General features: G+C 55.1%; 1 protein-coding gene. It reads right to left on the reverse strand.

Annotated features, from left to right (window positions below; all coding sequences use genetic code 11):
- Nucleotides 1-356 precede the first annotated feature (356 nt).
- Nucleotides 357-2,744, reverse strand: a complete 2,388-nt coding sequence (locus L248_RS10075; RefSeq protein WP_022530103.1) for a phosphoketolase family protein — start codon at nucleotides 2,742-2,744, stop codon at nucleotides 357-359.
- Nucleotides 2,745-2,967 lie beyond the last annotated feature (223 nt).

The following is a 2,967-nucleotide window of genomic DNA, read 5'->3' on the forward strand; positions in this document are numbered from 1 at the left end:
TCGCGAATCATCTCCCGCACCACGAGGCGGACGCGCGAAGCGCAACGCCGTATCGGCCCAAATCGCCGGGTTCAGCGTAATACCTTTCTCTCCGCATAAACGGGTTCCGCCGAGCAGGCCACCACAGTCTAAGGGTCCTAACACCAAAAGCCCAGGTGCGGGGCTTTCGGCGTTAGGACCACTTAGCCTGGGTGGCCAGACCGCTCGGCTGCACCCTCTGGACACACAAAAATACCGCAGCCACTCCCTGAGTTGGTGGCTGCGGTACTTGGGTGAGACACCCGGCAACGAGGTGTACTCACGATTTTGTATGATCTGCTTTTTGGTAGGGGTTAATCTCAGACTAGCGGCAAATACTAGTCTTTGATACTGTGCCAAGTCCAGTCGTTGACCAGCGGCATATCGGTGCCGTGCTCGCGGATGAAGTTGGCGTGCTGTTGCAGAATGTCGTCCATCTTGGAACCAAAGGAAGCGGAAGCGGCACCGTATACGGCGTCAGCGGCATCCTTAGCCAAGTGGAACCGATCCAGTTCGTTCATGACCCGGATGTCGAACGGAGTCGTAATGTCCCCGTTCTCCCGGTAACCATGGATGCGGATGTTCTGGTTGTGACGGCCGAACCAGATATCCCGAATCAAGCCTTCGAAACCATGGAAGGCGAAGATGACCGGCTTGTCCTTGGTGAAGTAGCTGTCGAACTCTTCGTCCGTCAAACCGCGGGGATCTTCCTGCGGATTGCGTAGCTTCAGCAAGTCAACGACGTTGATGAAGCGGATCTTCATATCCGGATATTCATCGTGAAGAATGTCGATGCTGGCCAGAGCTTCCAAGTTAGGCTCAGTCCCGGAAGCAACAACGACAACATCAGGTTCAGAATGGTTGTCGTTAGACGCCCAGTCGATGACCTTCAAGCCGTTGTCCACCAGCTGCTGGGCTTCTTCAACACTGTAGAACTGAGGACGCGGGTGCTTGGACGCCACGATGATGTTGATCGTCTCGTGCATCCGTTGGGTCTTGTCCATGACAGCCAGCAATGTGTTGGTGTCGGCGGGCAGATACTCGCGGATGTACTTGGCTTTCTTCTCGGCCATGTGGGTCAAGATGCCTGGGTCTTGGTGGGTGTAACCGTTGTGGTCCTGCTGGAACGAGGTAGAAACGGACATGACGTTCAAGGAAGGATACTTGTTCCGCCAAGCTTGTTCGTCAGCCTTGCGCAGCCACTTGAAGTGCTGGGTCAGCATGGAGTCAACGACCCGCAGGAATGCTTCGTAGGAAGCGAAGAAACCGTGACGGCCAGTGAGCACGTAGCCTTCCAGCCAGCCCTCAGCCTGGTGCTCAGACAACTGGGCATCGAGTACCCGGCCGGCATGAGCTTCGTATTGGTCGTAAGGCTTGTGGATGGGTTCCATCCATTGCCGTTCAGTGGCTTCGAAGACGTGGTTCAAGCGGTTGGACATCGTTTCGTCCGGCCCCATGATACGGAAGTTGGTCGGGTTGGCTTTGATGACGTCACGGGCCCACTTGCCCATTTCGATCATATCTTGCGCAACGGTCTTGCCGGGCACGCTGGTGTCAACGGCATATTTCTTCCAGTCGGGCAGGTCTAATGCCTTGGGCTTGATCCCGCCGTTGGTGATCGGGTTGACGGACATCCGGCTCTCACCCTTCGGTGTGATGGAACGGATCTCCGGCTTCAATTCACCGTTCTCGTCGAACAAGTCTTCTGGATGGTAGCTCTTCAGCCAAGCGACTAAGGCATCGGCATGCTGCATGTCGCCTTGGTCGACAGGAATCGGTACCTGGTGGGCACGGAAGGAGCCTTCGATCGGTTCGCCGTCCCATTCCTTAGGACCAGTCCAGCCCTTGGGAATGCGGGCAACGATCATCGGCCATACGGGACGAGTGGCTTCAGACGCTGGCTTCTTGCGGGCTTCGGTCTGGATGCTCTTGATTTTCTCGATCGATTCATCCATCGCCTTGGCCATTTCAGGGTTCAGCTTGTCAGGATCGTCGCCTTCAACGAAGTGCGGCTCCCAGCCCATCCCCTCGAAGTACTCGGTCAATTCCTTGTCCGTCTTACGGGACAGGATGGTCGGGTTAGAAATCTTGAAACCGTTCAGGTTCAAGATGGGCAGAACGGCCCCATCATTGACCGGGTTGATGAAGACGTTGGAGAACCAAGACGTGGCCAACGGGCCAGTCTCGGCTTCACCATCACCAACAACAACGGCGGCAATCACGTCCGGGTTGTCCAGAATCGCACCAGTACCGTGAGAAATGGAGTAACCCAGTTCCCCGCCTTCGTGGATGGAGCCTGGTGTCTCGGGCGCCGCATGAGACGCCACGCCACCGGGCCAGGAGAATTGCTTGAACAGACGCTTCATACCCTCTTCATTTTGGGTAATCCGCGGATAGATGTCACTGTAACTGCCGTCCAAGTATGAGTTAGAAACCATCACTTGGCCGCCGTGACCGGGACCTTCGATGTAGAACATGTTCAAGTGATACTTGTTGATGACCCGGTCGAGGTGGGCATAAATAAAGTTCTGTCCAGAAATCGTGCCCCAGTGGCCGATCGGGTGTACCTTGACATCCTCTGCTTTCAGCGGGCGCTTCAGCAACGGGTTATCCTTCAGGTACAGCTGCCCAACGGATACGTAGTTGGCTGCTTGCCAGTACTTCTTCAAGCGATCGAAATATTCAGGTGTTGAATATTGATCGGTGCTCGTTTTTTGATCCAGCATTCAAAAACCTCCTAATTAAGTCGGTGGTGCTCGCAGCTGGCTTCAACCAACCCCGGGCAGCACATCATGCCTTGATTCAAGTTCTATTATACCTGTTAAGAGAAAGAAGTCAACCAATTATTTATTTGGTACGTACCATTATGACGCTAGGAGAAAGGATGGCGTGGGCCCGGCGATTTGGGCCCTCCGGCTGGCTGGGCGGGCGAAGCGAAGCAAGTGCGGA

This window comes from Schleiferilactobacillus shenzhenensis LY-73, assembly GCF_000469325.1.
GTDB lineage: Bacteria > Bacillota > Bacilli > Lactobacillales > Lactobacillaceae > Schleiferilactobacillus > Schleiferilactobacillus shenzhenensis.